The organism is Amedibacillus sp. YH-ame6, from assembly GCF_053848845.1.
Genome location: NZ_JBSPEZ010000002.1, coordinates 318,387 through 341,883, shown reverse-complemented (window position 1 = coordinate 341,883; position 23,497 = coordinate 318,387). Strand labels below are relative to the sequence as shown.

Annotated in this window: 23 protein-coding genes; 7 read left to right on the top strand and 16 right to left on the bottom strand. The window is 33.5% G+C overall.

Annotated features, from left to right (window positions below):
- Positions 1-132 precede the first annotated feature (132 nt).
- The 4 genes from ACWG0P_RS03365 (at position 133) to ACWG0P_RS03350 (ending at position 3,317) form a co-directional block, all read left to right on the top strand.
- Positions 133-1,116, top strand: a complete 984-nt coding sequence (locus tag ACWG0P_RS03365) for a diaminopimelate dehydrogenase (RefSeq protein ID WP_455792336.1) — start codon at positions 133-135, stop codon at positions 1,114-1,116.
- Positions 1,117-1,207: 91 nt separating this feature from the next.
- On the top strand, positions 1,208-1,810 hold the full coding sequence (locus tag ACWG0P_RS03360; RefSeq protein ID WP_455800482.1) for a peptidylprolyl isomerase: 603 nt from the start codon (positions 1,208-1,210) through the stop codon (positions 1,808-1,810).
- 16 nt (positions 1,811-1,826) lie between these two features.
- Positions 1,827-2,645, top strand: a complete 819-nt coding sequence (locus ACWG0P_RS03355; protein WP_455800481.1) for a pseudouridine synthase — start codon at positions 1,827-1,829, stop codon at positions 2,643-2,645.
- 27 nt (positions 2,646-2,672) lie between these two features.
- Positions 2,673-3,317: a YggS family pyridoxal phosphate-dependent enzyme gene (locus ACWG0P_RS03350; protein WP_455792330.1), complete on the top strand. Its 645-nt coding sequence runs from the start codon at positions 2,673-2,675 to the stop codon at positions 3,315-3,317.
- A 46-nt stretch (positions 3,318-3,363) separates the two neighbouring features.
- Here the strand turns inward: ACWG0P_RS03350 and ACWG0P_RS03345 are convergent, their stop codons facing one another.
- The 10 genes from ACWG0P_RS03345 to mutS form a co-directional block, all read right to left on the bottom strand.
- A complete protein-coding gene (locus tag ACWG0P_RS03345; RefSeq protein ID WP_455792328.1) occupies positions 3,364-4,134 on the bottom strand; it encodes a MurR/RpiR family transcriptional regulator in 771 nt (256 codons plus the stop codon).
- A gap of 93 nt (positions 4,135-4,227) precedes the next feature.
- A complete protein-coding gene (locus ACWG0P_RS03340) occupies positions 4,228-5,553 on the bottom strand; it encodes a 6-phospho-alpha-glucosidase (protein WP_455792694.1) in 1,326 nt (441 codons plus the stop codon).
- Positions 5,554-5,578: 25 nt separating this feature from the next.
- Positions 5,579-7,147: an alpha-glucoside-specific PTS transporter subunit IIBC gene (locus ACWG0P_RS03335; RefSeq protein ID WP_455800480.1), complete on the bottom strand. Its 1,569-nt coding sequence runs from the start codon at positions 7,145-7,147 to the stop codon at positions 5,579-5,581.
- A 187-nt stretch (positions 7,148-7,334) separates the two neighbouring features.
- Entirely contained in the window at positions 7,335-7,652 is a 318-nt protein-coding gene (locus tag ACWG0P_RS03330; protein WP_455800479.1) for a zinc-ribbon domain-containing protein, read from the bottom strand.
- A gap of 20 nt (positions 7,653-7,672) precedes the next feature.
- A complete protein-coding gene (locus tag ACWG0P_RS03325; protein WP_455800478.1) occupies positions 7,673-8,044 on the bottom strand; it encodes a DUF2085 domain-containing protein in 372 nt (123 codons plus the stop codon).
- Between the two features lie 6 nt (positions 8,045-8,050).
- On the bottom strand, positions 8,051-8,356 hold the full coding sequence (locus ACWG0P_RS03320; RefSeq protein WP_455800477.1) for a zinc-ribbon domain-containing protein: 306 nt from the start codon (positions 8,354-8,356) through the stop codon (positions 8,051-8,053).
- A 153-nt stretch (positions 8,357-8,509) separates the two neighbouring features.
- A complete protein-coding gene (locus ACWG0P_RS03315; protein WP_455800476.1) occupies positions 8,510-9,235 on the bottom strand; it encodes a tRNA threonylcarbamoyladenosine dehydratase in 726 nt (241 codons plus the stop codon).
- A 1-nt stretch (position 9,236) separates the two neighbouring features.
- Positions 9,237-10,148 carry a tRNA (adenosine(37)-N6)-dimethylallyltransferase MiaA gene (miaA, locus tag ACWG0P_RS03310; RefSeq protein ID WP_455800475.1) on the bottom strand — a complete coding sequence of 304 codons (912 nt, stop codon included), beginning with the start codon at positions 10,146-10,148 and terminating at the stop codon, positions 9,237-9,239.
- Between the two features lies 1 nt (position 10,149).
- Positions 10,150-12,120 (bottom strand): DNA mismatch repair endonuclease MutL, encoded by a 1,971-nt coding sequence (gene mutL, locus ACWG0P_RS03305; RefSeq protein ID WP_455800474.1) that lies wholly within the window; start codon positions 12,118-12,120, stop codon positions 10,150-10,152.
- A gap of 19 nt (positions 12,121-12,139) precedes the next feature.
- The gene (mutS, locus tag ACWG0P_RS03300; RefSeq protein ID WP_455800473.1) at positions 12,140-14,668 is read right to left on the bottom strand and encodes a DNA mismatch repair protein MutS; all 2,529 of its coding nucleotides are present in this window, start codon (positions 14,666-14,668) and stop codon (positions 12,140-12,142) included.
- A gap of 190 nt (positions 14,669-14,858) precedes the next feature.
- On the opposite strand from mutS, the gene ACWG0P_RS03295 reads away from it, so the two are divergent.
- The gene (locus ACWG0P_RS03295; RefSeq protein WP_455800472.1) at positions 14,859-16,073 is read left to right on the top strand and encodes an FtsW/RodA/SpoVE family cell cycle protein; all 1,215 of its coding nucleotides are present in this window, start codon (positions 14,859-14,861) and stop codon (positions 16,071-16,073) included.
- Positions 16,074-16,095: 22 nt separating this feature from the next.
- On the opposite strand, the gene ACWG0P_RS03290 is transcribed toward ACWG0P_RS03295, so the two are convergent.
- Positions 16,096-16,893 carry an NAD kinase gene (locus tag ACWG0P_RS03290; protein ID WP_455800471.1) on the bottom strand — a complete coding sequence of 266 codons (798 nt, stop codon included), beginning with the start codon at positions 16,891-16,893 and terminating at the stop codon, positions 16,096-16,098.
- Between the two features lie 36 nt (positions 16,894-16,929).
- Between ACWG0P_RS03290 and ACWG0P_RS03285 the strand changes: the two genes are divergently transcribed.
- Both ACWG0P_RS03285 and ACWG0P_RS03280 read left to right on the top strand, forming a co-directional pair.
- Positions 16,930-17,478: a CYTH domain-containing protein gene (locus ACWG0P_RS03285; protein WP_455800470.1), complete on the top strand. Its 549-nt coding sequence runs from the start codon at positions 16,930-16,932 to the stop codon at positions 17,476-17,478.
- Complete coding sequence (locus ACWG0P_RS03280) at positions 17,475-17,723, top strand: DUF1294 domain-containing protein (RefSeq protein WP_455800469.1); 249 nt, start codon at positions 17,475-17,477, stop codon at positions 17,721-17,723. The genes ACWG0P_RS03285 and ACWG0P_RS03280 overlap by 4 nt, the downstream gene beginning before the upstream one ends.
- Here ACWG0P_RS03280 and ACWG0P_RS03275 read toward each other — a convergent pair.
- The 5 genes from ACWG0P_RS03275 to ACWG0P_RS03255 all read right to left on the bottom strand — a co-directional run bounded on the left by ACWG0P_RS03275 (position 17,715) and on the right by ACWG0P_RS03255 (position 23,497).
- Positions 17,715-18,659, bottom strand: coding sequence for a hypothetical protein (locus tag ACWG0P_RS03275; RefSeq protein ID WP_455800468.1), 945 nt, complete (start codon positions 18,657-18,659; stop codon positions 17,715-17,717). The genes ACWG0P_RS03280 and ACWG0P_RS03275 overlap by 9 nt on opposite strands.
- 82 nt (positions 18,660-18,741) lie before the next feature.
- Positions 18,742-19,845: a mannitol dehydrogenase family protein gene (locus ACWG0P_RS03270; RefSeq protein ID WP_455800467.1), complete on the bottom strand. Its 1,104-nt coding sequence runs from the start codon at positions 19,843-19,845 to the stop codon at positions 18,742-18,744.
- 10 nt (positions 19,846-19,855) lie between these two features.
- Positions 19,856-20,632 (bottom strand): glucose-6-phosphate isomerase family protein, encoded by a 777-nt coding sequence (locus ACWG0P_RS03265; protein ID WP_455800466.1) that lies wholly within the window; start codon positions 20,630-20,632, stop codon positions 19,856-19,858.
- 9 nt (positions 20,633-20,641) lie between these two features.
- Positions 20,642-22,405, bottom strand: coding sequence for a class I mannose-6-phosphate isomerase (locus ACWG0P_RS03260; RefSeq protein ID WP_455800465.1), 1,764 nt, complete (start codon positions 22,403-22,405; stop codon positions 20,642-20,644).
- A 75-nt stretch (positions 22,406-22,480) separates the two neighbouring features.
- The gene (locus ACWG0P_RS03255) at positions 22,481-23,497 is read right to left on the bottom strand and encodes a zinc-dependent alcohol dehydrogenase (RefSeq protein ID WP_455800464.1); all 1,017 of its coding nucleotides are present in this window, start codon (positions 23,495-23,497) and stop codon (positions 22,481-22,483) included.

The window sequence follows — 23,497 nt, the reverse complement described above, 5'->3', positions numbered from 1 at the left end:
TTATTTTATCATAAATAGTCACTTTAATGCTTACACTTATAAAAATTATATAAATATTGGAACAAATTAAGTGCATTTTCAGAAAATAAATGATAAAATATGAAAGAATTTATAAAACAAGGAGGCTTATATATGATTAGAGTTGGAATTATCGGATATGGTAACCTCGGTCGAGGTGTAGAATGTGCTTTAGCAAAAGCAAAAGACATGGAATTAGTTGGAATTTTCTCAAGACGTGATCCAGCCACTGTAACACCTCATGACAGCGCGACTCCTGTATATACAATGGAAGATGCAATGAACATGAAAGATCAAATTGATGTCATGATTCTTTGCGGAGGTAGTGCAAATGATCTTCCTGAACAAACAAAGGAAATGGCAAAGTATTTCAATGTAATTGATAGTTTTGATACGCATGCTAAAATTCCTGCACATTTTGAAAATGTGGATGCTTCTAGTAAAGCAGCAAAGAAAATCTCTATTATTTCTTGCGGTTGGGATCCAGGAATGTTCTCCTTAAACCGTTTATACGCTAGTGCAATCCTTACAGAAGGTAAAGATTATACATTCTGGGGAAAAGGTGTATCTCAAGGACACTCTGATGCTGTACGACGCATCGAGGGTGTGAAAGACGCAAAACAATATACAATTCCTGTGGAAGCTGCATTAGATGCAGTACGTAGTGGAACAAACCCTGAACTAACAACACGTCAAAAACATACAAGAGAATGTTTTGTAGTTGCTAAAGAAGGTGCAGACTTAGCACAAATCGAGCGTGATATTGTGACTATGCCAAACTACTTTGATGAATATGATACAACAGTACATTTCATTGATGAAGAAGAGTTCAAGCGTGATCATAGTGGAATTCCACATGGTGGATTCGTTATTCGTAGCGGAAGCACTGGTTGGAACAATGAACATAAACATGTGATTGAATATCAATTAAAGTTGGATTCCAATCCAGAATTCACATCTAGTGTATTAGTTGCTTATGCAAGAGCAGCATATCGCATGCACCAAGAAGGAATGAGTGGATGTAAAACCGTATTTGATATTGCACCTGCTTATCTACACCCTGAATCAAGCGAAGAACTACGTAAACATATGTTATAAAACAGACCCACAGGAGCCAACTCTTGTGGGTTTTTATTGTCGTTTCATGGGGTTTGCGTTACAATAGATACATACGCAAAAGGAGATATTTATGAAGAAGATTATAAAGACTATGTTTATACTAACATGCATGATTACACTAGCTGCATGTGGAAGCGATAAGGAAGAAACAAAACCAAAAGATGAAAACTTATTAAGTGGAAAGCATAACGTAGAGATCGTTGTAAAAGATATGGGAACTATGAAAGTTGAATTAGATGCGGATACAGCTCCTATTACAGTTACAAATTTTATAGACTTGGTAAATCAAAAGTTCTATGATGGATTAACGTTCCATCGTATTATTGATGGATTTATGATTCAGGGTGGAGACCCAAATGGAAATGGGACAGGTGGCTCTGATAAAAATATCACTGGAGAATTTGCGAACAATTCCATTGAAAACAATATCAAACATGAACGTGGAGTACTTTCTATGGCTCGCTCAAATGATAATGATTCCGCTAGTTCACAATTCTTTATTATGCACGCAACTGCACCACATCTTGATGGTGACTATGCAGCATTTGGACATGTAACAGAAGGTATGGATATTGTAGATAAAATTGTAAGTGAAACATCTGTATTAGATGAAAATGGAACTGTTGCGAAAGCAGATCAACCTGTAATTGAAACTATCCGTGTCATAAAATAGGAAGGAACTATTTCCAATGAAGAAAGCATTCCAGATTGAAAAAGATCGAAAAGAAGATACATCTGGCATTATCCAACACGAAAAAAAAGAAGCTATTCGTTTAAACAAATACATCAGTAGTTCTGGATACTGTTCTAGAAGAGAAGCAGATCGATTGATAGAAGCACACAAGGTTACCATTGATGGAGAAATCGCAACACTTGCGACGAAAGTCGAAGCACATCAAAAAGTTATGGTTGAACATACATTGATCGAACATAAACAAGAGATGTTGTATATTGTTTTGCATAAACCTGTTGGTATCACGTGTACAACAGACACTGCAATTGATGGGAATATGGTTGATTTTATGAACCATAAAGAGTCTATCTTTCCAATTGGTCGTTTAGATAAAGAATCCAGTGGTTTAATACTACTCACCAATGATGGAGATATTGTAAACAAAATATTGCGTTCTGTAAATCAACATGAGAAAGAATATATTGTAAAAGTAGATAAGCCTATTCAGGAAGAGTTCGTACAAGAATTACGCAAGGGCGTTAAAATCTATAATGCTGTTGCGAATACTTATCAAATAACAAAGCCTGCAATTGTAGAACAAATTGACACCTTATCTTTTCGTATTATTTTAACAGAAGGATTAAATCGTCAGATTCGAAGAATGTGTACTGCATTTCAATATAAGGTTGTAAAACTAGTACGTGTTCGAATCATGAATATACATTTAGAACCGCTCAAAGTTGGACAATGGAGATATTTGCACGCAGATGAATTGCGTACCTTAAACAGTTTAATACAAGATAGCAAATCCTTTGATGAGGATATTGAAGAATAGATTTATAAAAAGAAAAAGGGTGAGCGTATGAATAAGAAAAAATTAAATGAAATACGAAATGGATTACCAGAAAATGTAACTCTCATTGCAGTTAGTAAGATGCATACAAAAGAAGAAATAGCAGAAGCTTATGCATGTGGTTGTACCATCTTTGGTGAAAATAAAGCACAAGAAATGGTACAGAAGTATCATCCAGATTATGAATGGCATTTTATTGGTCACCTACAAAGAAATAAGGTCAAAGATGTTGTTCCTTTAGCAAGTATGATTCAAAGTTTGGATAGCTTACGTTTAGCAGAAGAAATTGAAAAACAATGTGCAAAAATTGATAAAGTAATGCCAGTACTTGTAGAAATAAATATTTCACGTGAAGTAAATAAAACTGGAATTTTATTCGAAGAATGCTCTAGTTTTATCAAACACTGTATGCAATATCCTCATATAGATATTCAAGGCTTGATGTGTGTAGGACCACTTGAAAAACCCGAAACTACAGAAGAATGTTTTGAAAAGATGAATGTTCTTTATCGTAAGATGCAAAGTGAATATGGAGAAGATAAAATCCATACCTTATCTATGGGGATGAGCTCTGATTATCAACTTGCCATTCAGCACGGTTCTAATATGATACGATTAGGAACTATTATCTTCGGAAATCGTAATTATAACTAAATCATTAGTTCATGAAGCCTTATAAAAAGTAAGTGAGAAAATTCACTTACTTTTTTGCATCTTCTTTTTCTTTGTATTGAGAGTATCTTAGGAATAAAATCTCCGCAAGTATAAAAAATAAGTTGGCTGCTTCGTGTAAAATATGTTCTCCAATCATTACCTTTGATGTGGTGATATAAATGCTTTTCGTACACACTTGTGCCAAATCATTATTTTTCAGTCTTGTTATCGAGATGGTAGATACATTTTTAGATCGTAATCTAGATGCGAAATCTGTAATAAGATCTCCTTCTCCACGGAGTGAAATAAGAATCACAACATCACTAGATTCTAAAAACGGTAAAACCATTTCTGTTTCTTTCTCACCAGAAAGTACATATACTAATTCCCCACAATATAAAAACATCCGTTGTAATTCATTGGCAACTGAATTCTGTAGTGCACCTGTACCATAAACAAAGATTCGCTTTGAACGATATAACAAAGCGCAGATATCTGTAAAATCACGTTCTCTTATCTCATCAATAGCATACTTACACGTATCACAAACCTTATCCACAAGTTCAGGATCAATTGTCGTGGTTTGTGTTGGTCTTTGTTCCCAATTTAGATACACCTTTAATTCACTGTATCCCTTTAAGGAAAGCTTCTGTGCAAAACGAAGTATGGTCGTCTTAGAAACATGACAGCGATCTGCTAATTCATTGATGGATAAATTAGCACATTCTTTTTGATGTTCTTGTATGTAATTCCAGATATAAATATCGTTTGATGATAATTCATTATAATGTGCATTTACCAGTTCTGCAATTTTCATGTTGTTCACCTCAGTATTTTGATTATAACACGAAATTAAGATACTTTGATACGATGTAAAAAAAAACTGTATGTTTTGACATACAATTTTTTCTTATTTAAGAACTGGCCAAAAGTCTTTGTTTGCTTCGATTAAATCATCTAAAATGGCTTTCGCAACACCTGCACTAGGTACTGTTTTACTTAACGTAAGTGCTTGCCAAAGTTTCAAATAACTTTGTTCTGCCCATGCATCTACAACTAATTTCTCAACAGATACTTGTTGTTCCATAAGACCTTTTTGAAATTGAGGGATACTTCCAACACAAATTCTTTCAGGTCCATTTTTACCTACGATACAAGGAATTTCTACCATTGCGCTCGGATCAAAATTCTCAACTGCACCATTGTTTTCTACAATCAATAACATTTTTTCTTTTGTATTATATGCCAATGCACATGCTAAATCTACGATATAAGAAGCATGTTCATCAATGTGTAAATCTGCACCTTCACTGCTTTGGTTTTCTGCTATTTTTTTACACTCTCCAAATACAAATTTTTCTCTTCCATCCATAACTTGATTTGCTCGTGTATAGGTAGGATCTGTATGTTCTACTACATAATCTGGATATAAATAGTATTTCAAATACGTGTTTGGTAATGTTTCAGGATCAAGGGCATACACATCTCTTGCCTTAAGGAACGTATCGTTCCAACTTGGATCTGAGTGCTGATACATTTGTGTATCTACATTATATCCGTTTTTAGAGATATGTTTCTTTAATTCAGGCATTAAATCATTTCCATCTAAATCTTTAACACTTGTCCACCAACCGAAATGATTTAAACCATAATATGTAATATCTAGTTTTTTACGATCTTTGATTCCTAATATTTCTGCCATATGACGTTCAATACCAATTGGCATATCACAGATATTTAAGATTTTTGCGTTTGGACGTAGTTTACGTGTAGCTTCTGCAACGATTGCTGCTGGATTTGAGTAGTTTAACATCCAAGCATTTGGAGAGTATTGTTCCATATAATCTACAAGTTCTAACATAGCACCAATAGAACGCATACCATAAGCAATCCCACCAGGTCCACATGTTTCTTGTCCAACTACATTATATTTCATTGGAATTTTTTCATCTAATTCACGCATTGCATATTTACCTGCACGAATATGTGCCATTACAAAGTCAACATCTTCAAATGCTGTTTTTGGATCTGTTGTAGCCATGAATTCAATTTCTGGGTTACGTTCTCTAATAAGCACTTCACATGCATCCGCAACTATTTTTTGACGCTGTGCATCGTTATCATAAAACTTAATAGAACGAAGTGGAAAACGCTCTAAGTGTGACAATAACATTAAGACGATACCTGGAGTATATGTACTTCCTCCTCCAGCAATTAAAACTGAAAATTTCTTCATATTAAGTTCCTTTCTAAGATAGATTTTATATTCTACCTAATGTAAGTTCCATGCTTTCTCTAACCTTTGGAACATCTAACCCAATGATTACTTGGATAGAATCTCCATTTTTTACTAAACCAATTGCTCCATATTTCTTAAATTCATCTAAACTTTGAATTTCTTTTTCATCTTTTACAAGCAATCTTAATCTCGTTGCACAGTTACTAATTTCAAGAATGTTGTCTCCACCACCAAGGCAAAGAATCAAACCATCAACATCATATTTATCTTTTGATTTAACTTCCCCATCTTTTAACATTTGATATTCGTCTTTGGTAAGTAGTTTTACATCTTCATCAATTTCGCGTCCTGGTGTTTTATAATCAAACTTTAGGATCATGAACTTAAACACATAGTAATAAATGAAGATAAATGCAATACCTACCACAAACATCATAACGTACATCATGACATTGTTTTTAAATAATGGGACAAGGTTCAAGAATATAATGTTTGGAATTCCTTGACCGAAGTTACCAACAACCCCAACCGCAAGCATTGCGACTGCAAGTACAGCAGATAACACAGAGTAAACGATATAAAGCATAGGCGCAACAAATAGGAATGTAAATTCTAATGGTTCTGTAATTCCAGTCATCATCGAAGTAAGACATGCAGGAATCATTAATGCGATAACCATTTTACGTTTCTTTGGATTTGCTGTTTTATAGAAGGCTAACGCGACTCCAATAACACCGAAGATTTTCGCAAGTTCACCATTTGAGAAACCACCTAATGGATACACTTCTACAAGTGGTTTTGTTGAGTTTACAAACTCTGGAAGGTGTTGTGCCCAATATCCGATAGTTCCACCCTCTACCAATACATTATCAAATAGTACTGGTGCATATATAAAGTGGTGAACCCCGAAAGGTAATAATAATTTTTGTAGTATATTATAAGAGAACAAACCAAAGTAACCAGATTCTTTAAAGAATCCCTGTACACCTAGTAATAGCGTTTGAAAATGTGGCCATATCATCGCTACTAAGATAGCAACAGGTATCATCACAAAGAATCCAATCATAACAACGAAAGCAGATCCTTTAAAGACACCTAAATAATCTGGCAAGTCTTTTTCATAGTATCTATTGTGTAAGAAAATTGCTAAACCAGCGATAATAATTGCACCTATCATACCAGTATCTAATGTTTTGATACCTGCAATCATAGCTAGACCACTCGTTCCACCAACATCTGCAGTAAAGTCTACACCAATATTTGTACCAAATTGATTTAAGAACTCACTTAAGAAATAGTTGAATGTGATATAGATTACGAAGGTTTCCATACAAGCTCTTGCATTTTGTTTCTTAGCTAATGCAATTGGTAAGGATATGGCAAATAATAATGGTAGTTGATTGAATACAGTGTTTGCTCCTGCACTAATCATGGACCAAAATTTAAACCAAATGGATTCTGGATTTGCTAAGTCTCCTACAATTTGCGGATTCATACAAGTTGTTGCTAAACCAACCATGATACCAGCAAATGCAAACAGTAGAACTGGAGTGAACATTGCACCTCCAAATTTCTGAATTTTCTGTTTCATAATACTTCCTTTCTCTCCCTGAATGTAATGGGTTTCAATTACATATTTTATTATAGATACCCCTATGTATGAAAACAAGATAGATGGTCACTTCTGTCCCAATATCCTTGTTTGGTACATTTTCCCTTTTTGTGGACTTTTTCCCATAAGAAAAGAATCGAGAGTTTCCTTCCGATTCTTTCGTTTCTTAATAGTAATAATACATGCTTGATCTTGCCATACCAAGTGCAAATAGAAAGAAGAACACATAGAGTGCTACAATACTTAACACCCCTACGATTGCTCCTATACCTGCATTTTTTGATGATTTAGGCTTTGTATCTTTCCATACAAGAAAAAGTATTAAACCAACAACTGGAATACAGCATCCTAAAACGCCCCATCCGAAATTACCATCATCTTGGCTTTGTGTTTTAGTCAATTCATTTTGTGAAATTGCCACTCCGCAATTAGGGCAGATTACTGCTTTATCATCTATCTCTTTACCACAATTTCTACAGTACATAAAAATCTCCCTTTTCTAAACTATGCTTTCTTTGCTTGCTCTACTCCATATGCATAACCTAAGCCATAAACATAGGCTACACTTTTGAAAAACAAACAGCATAGCGCGTATCCAAATAAGAACCCTGTAATAAATCTACGCCAATTCTTACTCTCATACTTCGTCAGTAATTGTATAAAACCATCCAACAACATTGGAACCATTAGACATACTAATATAAGTATAGATGGTACAAAAAACCAATAGGATACAATAGCTACTAAAATGCCGACCAATTCACCAGTACATCTTGCACAAATAGGAAATTTCTTTCCATGATAATGAAATGATCGTTCATCTCTTCCATGGCATCCAAAAATAATTGGAAGCCATTTATAAAGAAATTTTAACATTGACTATTAATAATAACCTGAACTTCCTTCGCTAATTCCTACCATAAATAAGAATGCGTAGAATATTACGATAAGAATAACAGATATAAGTGCTCCTATTCCTGCTGCTTTTGATGTTCTTGGTTTTGTTTCTTTCCACACTAGGAACAAAATTAAACCTACTAATGGAATACAACATCCAAGAAGACCCCATCCAAATCCACCGTTGTCAATAACACCAGGTGTTGCTGCTTTCGTTTCCTGAGAAACTCCACAATTAGGGCAGATTACTGCCTGATCATCAATCTCTTTACCACAATTTTTACAATACATAATTCTTCTCCTTTTCAAAACTGGTTATTCTTTACGACCCTTCCCAGTAGGTAAATTTTAACACGTATTGCAAAGATTGTCTATTCTGCATAGATTTTGAATAGACAATTGGAAATTTAATTGATTTTTTTTAAAATTTAAAGGGAATTTGTCTCATATCCGTTTTAAGAGGATTTTAACAGCATAAGAGGCAATCGCAATCCCCGCTGCTGTTGGTACAAATGGAGAACTTGCTGGTGGCATTTTCTGTTTTCTAGTAACACCATCTTCATTGATAATACTTGTTTGTACACTTGGATGTTCACTTGAATATACCACTGGTATCTTTCCTTTGATGCTATTCTTGCGTACAAGATTACGCATCACTTTCGCTACTGGATCATAGCTAGTTTTCATAAGTTCTGTAATTTCAATCTTTGTAGGGTCCATGCGATTTGCCATTCCCATACTAGATATAAAGTTAATCTTATGTTCTAAACAATAACGGATTAGTGCTAACTTAGATGTCATTGTGTCAATCGCATCTACTACAAAATCCACATGTTCTTGAAACAATTGTTCATTTTTACTTTCATCATAAAACATATCATATCGTACAATCTCACAATCCTTACGATACGTTTCAATACGTTCTTTCATCACTTCAGTTTTTGAACGACCTACTGTTTGAAAAGTCGCATGTATTTGACGATTCAAATTACTTAACGCAACTTGATCTCCATCCACAAGAATCAATTTTCCTACTCCACAACGAGCTAGTGATTCTGCACTATAAGAGCCAACACCGCCAACACCTACCACCATAACACACGCATTTTGAAGTGTATCAATTCCTTCTTTTCCAATCAATAATTCCATTCTTTGTAATGGTGTTTCCATATCAGTTTTCTAACCACTCTTTCACATCTGAAACTACACATTCAGGATACCCATTCGCTTCGATATCATACCAATGCACTTGCATTTGATTTCGAAACCAAGTATATTGACGTTTCGCAAAATTACGTGAGTTCTTCTTGATTTTTTCTACACATTCTTCGATTGTCGCAGAACCCTCAAAGTATTCTTTCCATTCTTTATATCCAATCCCCTGGAAACTTTGTAGTTCCCATATATTTTCATGAGAGGATACAAGCATTTTTATTTCCTCCAACAAATCCTCTTCCATCATTTGATCTACCCTTTGATTAATGCGTTCATACAGGCGCTCACGATCCATTGTCAACCCTATGATATATGCATCATAAAGCATTGTGTGTTCTTGAGACTCTATAATATCGCTCTTTTTTTCACCTGTATGTGCCATATATAAAGCACGTACAATACGTTGACGATTATTCTGATGAATGCTTTCACATACTTTAGGGTCTACTACCTTTAACATACCCCATAGCTCATCGTTACTTCTTTCATTTAAAAAACTCATAAATTCTTCATCTTTTTCCTGTTCAAGAAAACGATAATCATAAATAGCTGATTTGATATATAACCCTGTTCCTCCACATATGATTGGAACACAACCCTTGTCATGTATTTCTTTTACATGCTTTCGTGCAATTTCTTGAAACATCATAACGTTATAATCGTCTATGAACGAAAAACAATCCACAAGAAAATGAGGAACATCCCTCATTTCCTCTTTCTTTATTTTTGCGGTACCAATGTCCATGTTTTTATATACTTGCATGGAATCTCCGCTAATAATTTCACCATGAAATGTTTGTGCCATAGAAATACTTAGGCTTGTTTTTCCTACTCCTGTAGGTCCAGCTATGATTAACACTTTCTCCATATTAACCTCTTTCAAACTCTTTAATCAATGCTTTATCTTCCATACAAATCAAAGTAGGTCTTCCATGTGGACAATGAAATGGTTGTTCACATTTACCTAAATCATCAATTACCTGCTTCATTTCTTCAAGTGTTAGAGACCGATTAAAGCGTATGGAACTATGACAAGCCATTGTCGCAATCGCATGTTTTCGTAGTTTATCAATACTGATTTCAGCGTCTCTTTCCCAAATATCAATCATATCTGTAAGAAATGCTTCTTCTGCGATATCTTTCATCCAAATAGGCAGTTCTCGACATACCAATGTCGTGTTACCAAATGCCTCTAAATGTATTCCTAATTGTTCTAACAATGCATTTAGTTCGTCAATTTGTGAAACTGCAGAGATGGTACTTTCAATTGTAATCGGTAACAATAATGGTTGTGCATCCGTAATACCTTTTAAAATCTGTTCTCGTATAATTTCATAATGATATCGTTCTTGTGCTGCGTGTTGATCAATAATATAAAGTCCTTTTTCTCCTTCCGCTAAAATATAACAGTTGTGAAACTGTCCTATTACACGAAGCTGAGGTAGACTTGGATGGATTGGTTTCTTAACGACTATTGCTTCTTCTTGAGCAGGTATTATAAGTTCTTCTGATACAACCTCATCTTTGAAAAGAGTCTCGCTTTTTTGCGTTTCTTCTTTTGTAGTCACTTCATAATTGGAAGGTGTATCTTCTACTTGATTCTGTTTAATCTCTATGGTATATTCCTGTCTTGGTAAATCTATCGTTTGTTGTTTTAATTCTTGTTTCTTTTCTTCAATCTTTACTTTTAACTCTTCCATATCTAGAGGTGCTTGTTTTTCTGGTTGTGTAAAAGTTTCGTTTACTTCATCGTGAAGTTCTTTAACTTTTTCTTCTCTATCGTAAGTAAATTGTAAAGAAGGCATTTCTATTTTTTCTTTAATGGTATCCTTTTTTATATCTACATTTGGTATTTCCATTTGTTGCATCAACGCTTGACGAATGGTTTCATATACCAATTTTTCTAATTGTTTTTCTTTTGATAAACGAATTTCCCATTTTGATGGATGTACGTTTACATCTACAAGTTGTGCATCCATAATCATATCAACAATGACAATTGGATAGCGATCCTTTGGCATATAGGGTGAATACGCATCTAAAATGGCTTTCTGTAAATGAAAGTTACGTACCATTCTTCCATTGATATATAAAAGCATATAATATTTTGTAGCACGTTGAAATTGCGGCTGCATTGCATATCCGACAATTCTATAATCGCTATCTTCATTATCTAATTTAATTGCGGTTTTCGCAGTTTCTCTTCCGTATATTTGCATCAACACTTCTAGTAAGTTTCCACTACCTTTGGTTTTAAATATTTCTCTTCCATCGTGTGATAGATTGAAACTGATATCCGGATGGGATAATGCAAACTTTTGTACTACATCTGATATCAAAGAAAACTCATATTGTGGACTTTTCAAATGTTTAAAACGAGCTGGTGTTTTTTGAAATAGGTTCTTGATTTCAATCATGGTTCCTTTAGGAGAACCCGCTGGTTTTGCCTTCACGAGTGTACCATATGATATTTCTACTTCACTACTATCGGCACCATTGTTCGTCCTCATTAACACATGAGAAACAGAGGCTATTGAAGGTAATGCCTCCCCACGAAACCCCATTGTATTAATTTTCCAAAGATCATCTACATCTTTGATTTTACTAGTTGCGTGTCGTTCAAAAGCCAAGGTTGCATCCTGTGCATCCATGCCATCCCCATCATCAATAATTGTAATCGTATCGATTCCACCTTGTGCTATTTGTATTTCTACATGATGTGCATTCGCATCAATACAGTTTTCTACAAGTTCTTTTACAATACCTGCTGGTCTTTCAACCACTTCACCTGCTGCGATCATATTTGATAAATGCTCATCTAATTGATGAATACGTCCCATGAATCAACACCTCCTTTATTTATAGCTTATCTTTGATTTCATATAAGAATTGCATTGCTTCAATTGGTGTCATCTTATTTACATCTACTTCTTGTATTTTATGGACGATACCTTGATACAATGGATTCTCTTTTTCAATTACTACTGGTTGTTCAATTTGTGCAACCATATTCGGTTGTAATTCTAAATTATCTAAGATTTGCTTCGCACGATCTAGTACAGAATTTGGAAGATGAGCAAGTCTAGCAACGTTGATACCATAAGACTTATCTGCTTTTCCATCAACTACACGATATAAGAAAGTAACCTTGTCATCTTCTTCGTGTACTTCTACATGAACATTACGAATACTTGGGTTCTTTTCCTCCATCTCAGTTAATTCATGATAATGAGTAGAGAATAAAGTTTTTGCTTTAATGTTACGGATAATATATTCTAACATTGCTTGTGCTAGTGCCATTCCATCATATGTAGATGTCCCTCTACCTATTTCATCGAATAAGATAAGTGAATTTTCAGTAGCATTTTGTAATGCATTATTTGCTTCTATCATTTCCACCATAAATGTTGATTGTCCAGACATGATATCATCACTTGCTCCAATACGTGTAAAGATTTGATCAAAAATTGGCATGTGAACACTCTTTGCAGGAACGAAACAACCAATTTGTGCCATAATCACAAGAAGTGCAGTTTGACGCATATAGGTTGATTTACCACCCATGTTAGGTCCCGTAATCATAAGGACATCATTTTCTTTATTCATGGTTAAATTGTTTGATACATAACGTGTAGTTTTCATAACACGATCCAATATTGGATGTCTTGCCTCTTCCATATGAATTGCATGTTCTTCATCAAACATAGGTCTAGTATAGCCATTTTCACTTGAAATATCAGCTAAGGCATATAACGCATCGATTGTTGCCAAGGTAGTTGCCACATCATGAAGTTTTGGTAAGTATACTTTGATATGGTTCAATAGATTGTTAAACAACTCTACCTCTAAACGTATACTTCTTTCTTGTGCATGTAAAATTGCATCTTCTTTTTCTTTTAATTCTTGCGTAATAAATCGTTCTGCATTTGATAATGTTTGTTTACGAACATATCCAAATTCTTCTTTTATCTGTTCAAGATGCGCATTCGTTACTTCGATATAATATCCAAATACACGATTGTATCCAATCTTTAAGGATTTAACCCCTGTTCTTTCTCTTTCTTTATTTTCTAATTCAAGAATCCAGTTCTTGCCATTCTTTCCAATAGAACGAACTTGATCCAGTTCTTCATTATAGCCTTCTACAAAAATTCCACCATCTTTTAATGTCAATGGAGGTTCCTCTACGATAGCGCCATTGATCATATCATACAATTCTTGGCAAGGGTCTACATTTTGAAACTGCGCATAGGCACTACAATCTTTGAATAGTTCAAAAATGATAGGAGCATGTTCTAATGTTTTGATCAAACGAAGGATATCTCTTGGATTTGCACTACCATATGCAACACGTGCAGATAAACGTTCCATATCATATACGAAAGATAGATGTTCCCGTAGTTCATCTTTCGTAATAAAATTATCATTCAAGTACTCAATTGCGTCTAATCGTTGATTGATAGCTTTAGGATTTACCAAAGGATACTCAATCCATTTACGTAACAAACGAGAACCCATTGAACTACGACATTTATCTAGGAAGTTCCATAATGTCATAGAACGTGAATGATTACGAATACTCTGTGTTAACTCAAGGTTTTGTTTCGTAGAAAAATCCATTTGTAAGAACTCGTTCTCATACACCATTTCCACATGATTCAAATGTGCCATACTTCTTTTTTGAGTTTCATTTAAGTAGTTTGTTAAAATACCAAACGCATGTTGGATTCTTTCGTCTTCTACATCATGAATCAAATGATTATACTCTTCTTTAATTGCACTTTCATTTTCATATGAAATCGTGATAACCTGCATTTCTTCAATCATCTTCACAATTTTTTTATCAAACTTTTCTTGTAAGACAATTTCACGTACGTTATTCCCAAGTAATACTTTCTGTATCGCCATAACTTGTTTATCAATTAATTGTGCGCGCATTTCTCCTGTTGTCATTTCACATAAAACAACAGCAAGACCAAATTGGTAATCATGCATACTAGCGATATACACAGTTGCCTTTTCATCTCCAACTTCATCCATAATTGTTCCAGGAGTAACTATTTTAATTACATCTCTTTTCACAAGACCTTTCGCAAGAGAGGCATCTTCCAACTGTTCAACAATCGCAACTTTATATCCCTTTTGGATCAATCTTTGAATATATCCATTTGCTGCATGATGAGGAATTCCACACATTGGAACTTTCTCCTCTACACCTGCACTTCTTCCCGTTAAAACTAAATCTAATTCGCTTGATGCTGTTTTTGCATCCTCAAAAAACATTTCATAAAAATCACCTAGACGATAAAAAATGATCGCATCTTCATTCCTTGCTTTCACTTCTAAGTAATGGTTCATCATCGGTGTATAAGTAGCATTTTTTGCCATAATATCAACTCCTGCTTCTAAGTATATATTATAACAAAATTTTCTATCTTATTGTAGGATTTTCACTGTTAAACCTGAAGATTTCCTGACAATTCGATTTATGGTAACATAAGAATCCTATTACGTGTTATAATAAATACGACTTTGTATACAATCGCAAAATTGCGATAAAATAAATGGAGTGATGCTAATGAAAATGGGATTATCGAAAGCGAAAAATCCTGCAAAAATTGATTTCCTTTTACTGATATTATTACTACTTATGGCAGCCGCTAGTTTATTATCAATTTATTCAACTTTTGGGTTGACTGGTGCAGATGGTCCAGGATACTTGATACGTCAAGTTATGTGGTATGTTATTGGATTTATTGCCATTGCCTTTATGGTGTATCTTGGAAATGATAGTATTATGGATTTCGCAAAAATTGCATATTGGATTTTAATGGTTTGTTTAATAGCGTTGTTGATGGGTCAGATTTATTATCGACTTAGAGGTGAAACTATATTTTTAAAAATTATCGCAACGAGAAACGGGGCAACCTCATGGTTTGAATTCCCTTCACCACTTGGACAATTTCAACCAAGCGAGTTTATGAAAATTGTCTTAATTATCATTACTGCAGGCATCATCGATAAACATAACAAAAACAAAACCACTGAATCTTATGAAATGGATTTCTCTTTATTCGTAGAAGTTGCGAAATGGGCAATTCCTCCTATCATTCTGATTTTACTTCAACCTGATACTGGTGTTGTTATTATTATAGGACTATCCTTATTGGCTATGATTATATGCTCTGGAATAAAGCGGGAGTGGTTGATCATACTTGGTGTTACGATTACAGTAGCACTACTTCTATTCTTCTATATGTATTACTTTCATTTTGATGTATTAAACAATATGATTGGTGGAACAAATGGTTATAAATTAAAACGTGTTACAACCTGGTTAAATCCAGAAACCGATATTAGTGGAGATGGTATGCAATTATATACTGCACTTATGGTGATGGGTTCTGCTGGGCTTACAGGACATGGTGCCGGAATGAGTTTAGTAGCAATTCCTGAAGCGCATACTGACTTTATATATGCGATTGTTGGGCAAAGCTGGGGTCTTATTGGATGTCTTGTTATTCTATTTCTTTGTTTAATGTTAGATATTTATTTATGTAGGATTGCGGCCAATTGTAAGAATATGTTTGAGAAGTATCTCATCTGTGGAATATTGGGTATGCTGCTTTATCAACAAATACAAAATATTGGTATGATTGTTGGACTTATTCCTATTACTGGAATTACACTTCCTTTGATTTCTTATGGTGGTTCTTCTATGTTATCTTATATGGTTGCATTTGGAATCATAATGAATGCTAGTGCGAAAAATAAAGCAAATGAATTCACATAAAAAAGGAACTTTCGTTCCTTTTTTAGTATAAATTTTTCAATCTCTTTAGATAACTATATTCTTTATAACGTGCAAACTTTACTTTTAGAGTAGACATTTCACAAACAATCTCTTGTGTGTTCTCTAATGAGAAATTTAAATGATCATAACATAATACTGCGGTATCAAATGTATCACTGCGCATTTTTATTACACGATTATCCATCATAACATATGGATTTGCTAATGAGCGGTGTTTTGAGTGCTGTATTGGGGTGATTTCTGCTAATTGCAATAAGGATAATCCACTATCAATCACGGCACCATCCAAGCTTCTATTGTATGCAGTAGAGCCTGCTTGCGTAGATAAACAAACACCCGATCCTCGACATGTCTCAAAGAACTCATCATCAATATATACATCCACTCTTTGTGATTTTATAATATTTTCTATACGCATTTCATTTAATGCATAAAAAGGCTCTTTTACATTATCCAATTGAATCCTCAACAACTTTGATTCAAATGTTACATGTTGTTTGTGAAGCAAGTCTTGGATAAAGTCTTCAATTTGTGATTCTGTATAATCGGTAAAGAATCCTAGCGTTCCTGTATGCACACCTATAAAATGAATCTCATTGATGCAACGTAAATATTGATGCACCGCATAAAGAAGTGTTCCATCTCCACCTACACAAATAACTAGTTTTGGTTTTTCTTTATCATAAACCCAACCCTCTGCGTTCAAGCGTTCTTTTACGATATTCTCAATTTCATAAGATTTCTCATCTTTTTTTGCCACTATGGAATAATTCATCGCAAAATCACTTCCTTTTATCATGTACCTATTGTATCATATCTTAAAGGGTGATGAAAGATGAATGAGAATATTGAATTAGAATACAAAGTTCTTTTAAATAAGAACCAGTTTGAAAAGCTTACTTCTAGATATCCAAGCTTGAAATTTAAGAAACAAGTAAATACCTATTATGATACAAAAGATATGCAAATACGATCAAAAAAGGGTGCTATGCGTATTCGAGAAATCGATGACACTTGTATCTTTACTTTGAAAATGCATAAGGGAAATGATTTGTTGGAGTATGAGTGCAAGGTACCAGAAAACAGTACAAAGGCTCTATCTTCAGAGGAAATTATATCCCTATTAAATAAGTATGAATTAAGTGGTCCTTTTCATGTACTTACAAGCCTTACCACCTATCGTGCTATGATAATTACGGAATATGCAGAAATCTGTTTTGATAAGAATCATTATGGAAATAACGTTGATTATGAAATAGAATACGAATATAAAAAAGATCATGGTGGTTTAAAAGAGTTTCAAACGATTCTTGATTTTATTGGAGTTACTTATACACAGAATTGTGATTCTAAAATCAAGCGTGCACTTGATCAACTATTATGATGATGTTCCTAATCGTATGGAATATCATAACCTTTACTATGATGGGAATAGATAAATGGAAAGCAATTCATAAAGGAATGAGAATATCAGAAAAAATGTTATTGTCTTGTTCTTTGCTTCTTGGATCCTTAGGTACTCTTTTAGGAATGATTGTTTTTCGTCATAAAATAAGAAAACCTTTATTCTACATCAGTGTTCCTGTGATGATTATTGTCCATAGTTTGATAATTTTAAGGCTAGTCTAAATCGACTAGCCTTATTTCATATCGTATATGCATTGCGTCTAATACTTCTTTTATTTCATGTGAAATCTCTTGATTAAACAACATGATTGCGATTATTTCATCCCCATACATACTCTTTTCTAAATAACCATGATATAACATATAATGTCCTAGTACATACTGAAGTTTCTTTTGAAAATCATTTGAATTTACAATGCATGGAAGATAGATTTTTATAATACTATCTTCTATTTGTATATACTCACTTTTAGCATCACTGATTGTTCTTGTATTCGAATTATCCTTCATACAAATTTGTATATACTTATATAGTCTTGACTCATCATAGCTACTATAGTAACTAGAACGAATTTTTTCATAGATGTTTTGTATCGTTTGAATTTGCGCATCCTTCATAAACGTAACTTCTTTTTGTTCTTGGAATAAATTTGACCACATATCTACTCCAAAGTTTTCTGCTACTTTTAAAATCTTACTAGTATTTAACATATCTTCTTTATCAATATAAATATAACTTTCTATTTTATTAGAAATTTCCATTCCAATTTCACTTAGGTATACAGGGTATTGGAAGAACACAACTTCTTCCAATAATAGACAGTTTAAATAGTCTGGTATTTTATGATTCTTTGTGACTTTCATTATCGCTTCTTGTAATGCATCTTTTGTGGGATAACCATTTTGTGTGCCATACTTTGTCCACATCTGTGAAAAGGATAAGGTATAACTCTTTTTAAACTTTCCATACCCTATCAATCCCTTTTCCTTTTTACTTCCCATTTCACTACCTTTTGCTAGAAAGAAAAGTAAATCTCCAGCATTAAGTGAACTTATTTTCTTTGCATTACTTGGTTTCCAAAAGTTGATAGAATGGTTTCCATTTAAGCGATGAAACTCAATCATATTTTTATCTGTTACATATGCAATTGATGCCATTCATATCCCTCTTTTCTATATGTATATTGTACCATGCTTCTTCTCTAGCTACAAAACAAAGAAACGCCAAAATAGCGTTTCTCTATAACCAATTATCTTTGCATGTTTTAAATAATGCTTCTCCTTCAGTATTCACACACCAAATATCTTTTAATCGACTCATAGTCTCTTCTTTTGATAATCCTTCTTTGACTGATTGACTGAAAATGAGTTCATATAAAATTGGTATACCTCCTTGTATATCAACATCATATTTCATTAATTCTAAAAGTGGACATACAAAGCGTTCGCCTATGTTTAATTTTTCCCACAAATTACGTGCTACAGTATCTAGATTTCTAGGAATTTTACTATTACATAACCTATTTCTATAAACATCAAACCATTCCTGAGATTCTTGATATGAAACATCAAATTGATAGTAAAGTACGTCCATTAACAACTTGATATATGGTTGGATTTGTAACTGTAATTCTTTATCTTTAGCACACTCATATAAATATGTATGTCCTTTATTTTTTCCAATGAATGCTATCGCATCTGCATATGTGTTTAATAGATATCGTTTACGATAGAAGTGTGCTTTAATGTGTTGAACAGCTGGAATCATTTCCAAATTTGTATTTAAAACCATTTCTCCATCTACACTGCATTCATGAAATTTTTCACTCACAATCTCTTCTATATTTTCTTTAACAGCACAAATTCTATCTACGATAGTATCTGGAATAAGTAAAGGAGAAAAATGAGCTTTTTTATCTTCATCTACATTTTCTAATAATAAACTTTTGAAATATGAGCCTATACCTTCAACATTTTCACAACATACCACCATCTTCTCGGAAACATCTACATCATTCCACGCCTTTGCTAATACTTTAGCAACATGAATTAAATTCTCTTTACGTACTGATGTTGAAACTATTGAACATTCTTTCAAATATTTGATTAATTTTTCTTCATCCTCAAGAGGTGATATAACATCTTCGATAGGGATAATTTCAACTGGTCTTTTTTCATCATCGCTAATTTGTAGTTTATAACTTCTTTGATTCTTCAGATAGGAAATTAGTCTTTTATCTGTATCAGCCACTACTACTTGGCAATGACTATAGTAAAACATAGGGATTACCAAACCTCTACCAAGCGCCCCAGCACCAAAATGCACAACTATTTTTCTTTTCATTTTTATTCTCCTACGGTTGAAAATTTTCCCAAATTTTATTTGCAGTAGCTGGTTTCGTAACAAATGTGAATTTATCTGGATCTTCTTCATATTGTGTATAAATAGGTATTCCCTTTTTTAAGCCAAATTCAGGATATTCTCTGGCTTCTTTGATTTTAATTTCACCTGAGCAATACATTGGATTCTTCACGAATTTTATTTTATTATTCTCTACTTTTGGGAAATACGCAACTCCCTTATGACTTCTTACACCATTATAATTAAAACCAAAATCTCTTATACACCATGCACCAAATAGCATAGGTTGTGATGGATCTGCATTAATTGTACAATGCGCCCAACTCGGTGGCACAATTACAACATCCCCAGCTTTTGCATGTACCGCAACACATTGTCCCGGATTGTCTTCTGCAGTTTCTTGCATATATATGTATGCTTCGCCAGACCATATTTCATACACTTCACATGTTGAGGAATTACAGCTTTTTGATATCGCATGAATATGACCTTGTGATCGTACTGGTTCCTCTCCAACAAAACCTTTTTCAAAAATCATAGCACCGTACAGAAGATTACGTTCTTTTAGATCATCTAAATCTTTTTCCTTACCTACATCCATCGCAACAGAATATACTATACTTGGACCATTTACAGAAGGATCACTCAAACTTCCTCGGATATCATCCAATTTGCGTTTCTCACTTTTTGGCCCAAAGCAACCTTCTGGATATATAAATTCAAGTTTTTCTAAATCAACCTCTAAATTTAATCCTGTATACATTTTCATAGATTCCTCCTATACTCTTACAGATGCTTTAATAAGACCTATCTGTTTTCCTTCTGACTTTCCATATGGTTCAACTGCATACTTCTTAACACTCTCTGGTAGAATAAATGTCTCTGCATAATGAACTATAAATGGATCAAAGCTATTATCTAAAGATAAGATTCTTGCCTCTTCTCCTTCTATTAGATTTAGCATATTTACAGATTCATCACAGGTGAATTCAGTATATGTATCAAACCAATATCTTCTTGTTTCTATAAATTCTAATTCATGTAATCCGGTTCTCTCAACTTTAATATGTTCTTCTTCTTTTATCGTTTGAATATTTTCTATTAATTGTTTTTTACACCATTCACTCGTTCGATCATAACGAATAGATGCAGCACCCCTTTCCACATTAATTGGTCTTGGTTTACCATCTAAACCAACTCTTCCCCAATCCCATAATTTCATTGTAAAGATATAAGGTGTAGCACTGATTTCTAATACCATCGCACCACTTCCTGAACAATGTATTGTGCCTGCTGGAATGAGCACATGATCATGTTTTTTTATCGGAAAACAATTTATGTATCTTGAGTCATCAAAGATTTCTTCTCCATTTTGAGCTTTTTGTAGTGCTGGAATTAAAGTATCATTTGTTATCCCATCTTTTACACCCAAATATACACATGCATCATCTGTAGCATCTAAGATATAATAACTTTCATCTTGTGTATACTGCATACCAAAGTTCTGTTTGATATACTCTGTTGATGGATGAACTTGAAGGGATAAATTTCCACCTCCCATTGTATCTAGAAAATCAAATCGTATCGGAAACTCAGCACCAAATCTTGAGAACACTTTTTCGCCCAATAATTCTACAGGTTTCATTTTCACTAGATTCATAGCAGGTAACTCTACACTGATACCATTGACCTCTGCACGAATTGAATTTTCTTCAGGCACTCCATCAAAACACCAAGCATAGTTATGTTCTTTCTTTTTCAAATCACAAACTTCTTCCATCCATCTACCTCCCCATATTCCTTCGTCAAAATAGGGAACAAGTCTAAATGGTTGACTTGAAAATTTATTTAAAATTTGATCCAATGCTTTCTTAGAAATCATTTTAGGCTCATTTTTAATATTTGTATCAATCAAATAATCAATATCGTCAAAAATATTTACTTTATGACGATCTAGCATTCTCCATTCTACAAAGTATCCTCTTTTATATTTTCGAAGGATGTCTTCTTCGTAATTGCCAACACCCCAATTATCTAGTTCCTTTGAACGATAACGTAATTGTATTTCCCATCTACTTAAATCACCATATACCAATAGATCCCCTTTTGTTACCAAAGAAGCACCAACACCATAAATAACAATTACCCCTTTGATTTTCTTTACTTCGTCCTGTAATTTATTTAATTTTTCTTCATCATAAAAATCTGTCATTGTTCTTGTACTTAAAACACCAAAAACTCTATCCTCACTAATTTCATGTTTCATCTTTTCATATAAAATGTTTTCTGGTAATTTAGCAACTTCTGAAAATATAATTCTATCTGCGCAAAGAGGCTCGATTAAATTTTTTAAAAGTTCCACACTTCTAGTTCCATGGTAATAATCGATAACAATTTTAAAAGATTCATTCTTATTCTGAGAAATCTTATGTTTTAAATGCCGAACGATATGTTCATATCCATCATAAGCTTGTCCATCCTCGCATTCAATTTTTAATGTCGGAATTTTATCATAATTACTTCGTCTATTTTCAAAATACATTCTTTCATCCTTCCTTTCCTTTGAAAAATAAACCTGTGAACGAAAACATTCACATCTTCCTCCACAGGTTCTCATTTACTCAAACATAATAGCAATTTTTATATTGTGTTTTGTATCCATCGCTTCAATAAAAGCCTTTTGTGATTCAACAAATGGATAATATTTTGTAATAATTTGTTTAAAACGCAATCCGTTGTCCTTATAGATTTTCAACAACTTTTCATATGTATTTGTATATCGATAAGACCCTATAAGTTCTACTCCTTTGTAAACAATATCTTTACAACTTAACGAGATTTCTTGATTACTAACTCCAACTAGAACAACTCTTACTCCATATACACTATGATTGATATATCTCTTTATAACATCAGCGACACCAGTAGTATCTATGATATGAGTAAATTCTTGTATTGCTTTCAAGTCATATGCAGATCCTATCAAGAAGTTCTTTTTATCGATTCCTGCTACTACCCCTAATTGCATCTTTTCGTCAAACTGATCAATGAGATGATATTGTATATCTGGATATATACTTTTCACCAATAACCCTATCAATATTCCTATTGATCCAGCTCCTAATATAGCTAGATGAGAATCTTTTGATAAATCAAGTTTTTCTATGGCGCTATATGCTACAGATAGTGGTTCTAACAATGCTCCTTCTTCATAAGTCATATTATCATATATCTTATAAACATTTTCTGCAGGCCAATGAATATATTCTTGCATAGCTCCATCCAACCCTTTGCTAGCCATAAATTTCAAGGATTCACAAAAATTATACTCTCCTCTTTCGCAGTAATTACAAGTGTGGCAATATTGATTGGGTTCTATTGCAACTCGATCTCCGATACTAAATTTAGTAATATTTTTACCAACCTTAACGATTTTCCCAGCAACTTCATGACCCAATATCAACGGATAATTTAAGTTGTGAGGCAGTGATTCTGCTCTATAATAGCTGATATCAGAACCACATATGGTCACAGCTTTTACTTGTATTAATACTTCATCATCATTAAACAACTCTATATCTTTTGAATTATTGATTACTAAAGATTCACGATTTTCTAAGATAACTTGTTTCAT

Bases quoted from the DNA above. Each gene is read 5' to 3' on its own strand.
- ACWG0P_RS03365 (WP_455792336.1), top strand. From the start codon at position 133: ATGATTAGAGTTGGAATTATCGGATATGGTAACCTCGGTCGAGGTGTA.
- ACWG0P_RS03360 (WP_455800482.1), top strand. From the start codon at position 1,208: ATGAAGAAGATTATAAAGACTATGTTTATACTAACATGCATGATTACA.
- ACWG0P_RS03355 (WP_455800481.1), top strand. From the start codon at position 1,827: ATGAAGAAAGCATTCCAGATTGAAAAAGATCGAAAAGAAGATACATCT.
- ACWG0P_RS03350 (WP_455792330.1), top strand. From the start codon at position 2,673: ATGAATAAGAAAAAATTAAATGAAATACGAAATGGATTACCAGAAAAT.
- ACWG0P_RS03345 (WP_455792328.1), bottom strand. From the start codon at position 4,134: ATGAAAATTGCAGAACTGGTAAATGCACATTATAATGAATTATCATCA.
- ACWG0P_RS03340 (WP_455792694.1), bottom strand. From the start codon at position 5,553: ATGAAGAAATTTTCAGTTTTAATTGCTGGAGGAGGAAGTACATATACT.
- ACWG0P_RS03335 (WP_455800480.1), bottom strand. From the start codon at position 7,147: ATGAAACAGAAAATTCAGAAATTTGGAGGTGCAATGTTCACTCCAGTT.
- ACWG0P_RS03330 (WP_455800479.1), bottom strand. From the start codon at position 7,652: ATGTACTGTAGAAATTGTGGTAAAGAGATAGATGATAAAGCAGTAATC.
- ACWG0P_RS03325 (WP_455800478.1), bottom strand. From the start codon at position 8,044: ATGTTAAAATTTCTTTATAAATGGCTTCCAATTATTTTTGGATGCCAT.
- ACWG0P_RS03320 (WP_455800477.1), bottom strand. From the start codon at position 8,356: ATGTATTGTAAAAATTGTGGTAAAGAGATTGATGATCAGGCAGTAATC.
- ACWG0P_RS03315 (WP_455800476.1), bottom strand. From the start codon at position 9,235: ATGGAAACACCATTACAAAGAATGGAATTATTGATTGGAAAAGAAGGA.
- miaA (WP_455800475.1), bottom strand. From the start codon at position 10,148: ATGGAGAAAGTGTTAATCATAGCTGGACCTACAGGAGTAGGAAAAACA.
- mutL (WP_455800474.1), bottom strand. From the start codon at position 12,120: ATGGGACGTATTCATCAATTAGATGAGCATTTATCAAATATGATCGCA.
- mutS (WP_455800473.1), bottom strand. From the start codon at position 14,668: ATGGCAAAAAATGCTACTTATACACCGATGATGAACCATTACTTAGAA.
- ACWG0P_RS03295 (WP_455800472.1), top strand. From the start codon at position 14,859: ATGAAAATGGGATTATCGAAAGCGAAAAATCCTGCAAAAATTGATTTC.
- ACWG0P_RS03290 (WP_455800471.1), bottom strand. From the start codon at position 16,893: ATGATAAAAGGAAGTGATTTTGCGATGAATTATTCCATAGTGGCAAAA.
- ACWG0P_RS03285 (WP_455800470.1), top strand. From the start codon at position 16,930: ATGAATGAGAATATTGAATTAGAATACAAAGTTCTTTTAAATAAGAAC.
- ACWG0P_RS03280 (WP_455800469.1), top strand. From the start codon at position 17,475: ATGATGATGTTCCTAATCGTATGGAATATCATAACCTTTACTATGATG.
- ACWG0P_RS03275 (WP_455800468.1), bottom strand. From the start codon at position 18,659: ATGGCATCAATTGCATATGTAACAGATAAAAATATGATTGAGTTTCAT.
- ACWG0P_RS03270 (WP_455800467.1), bottom strand. From the start codon at position 19,845: ATGAAAAGAAAAATAGTTGTGCATTTTGGTGCTGGGGCGCTTGGTAGA.
- ACWG0P_RS03265 (WP_455800466.1), bottom strand. From the start codon at position 20,632: ATGAAAATGTATACAGGATTAAATTTAGAGGTTGATTTAGAAAAACTT.
- ACWG0P_RS03260 (WP_455800465.1), bottom strand. From the start codon at position 22,405: ATGTATTTTGAAAATAGACGAAGTAATTATGATAAAATTCCGACATTA.
- ACWG0P_RS03255 (WP_455800464.1), bottom strand. From the start codon at position 23,497: ATGAAACAAGTTATCTTAGAAAATCGTGAATCTTTAGTAATCAATAAT.